This is a genomic window from Bradyrhizobium sp. 14AA (assembly GCF_054185205.1).
The window spans coordinates 1-440 of record NZ_JAVAYM010000185.1 but is presented as its reverse complement, the minus strand read 5'-3'; the positions used below and the strand labels follow the sequence as shown (position 1 = coordinate 440).

Below are 440 nucleotides of genomic sequence, written 5' to 3'. Positions count from 1 at the left end.
CTGTTGCGGGGCTGGATATGCGTGGCGACGACAGCGACTAGGGTCAATAGGCTGAGTACGTTGACGGTCCCTCCCGCCTGCACCGCGGCGGAACGGTCCAACCCGTCCACGATGCCGATGCGTACCAGCAGGGAGGCCTCCAGCAGGAAGGCGGGGAGCCAGAACCACGTCGTCCATTTCAGCCGGACCTGCAACACGGCGGGCAGGATGATGGGGGCGTGGCCGAGGATCATCCCCATGGTGAATCCGAGGAAGAGCGAGTGGACGACGGCGTCATACCCACTTCGGGAAATGGGTGGTCCTTGAACCGTGCAGACGATACCGGCCGTTGCGAGCCACAGGTAGCCGACCATGAGCAGGGTGCCAATATAAGCGGCCTGGCCGCCGCGTCTCAGACCGCCACGGGCAACGTCATGGCGGCATAACCACACCGCCAGTCC

General features: G+C 64.5%; 1 pseudogene. It reads right to left on the bottom strand.

The features are described 5' to 3' along the window. Positions 1–353, bottom strand: a pseudogene (locus RAD15_RS43925) (hypothetical protein); the annotation flags it as partial. Positions 354–440 lie beyond the last annotated feature (87 nt).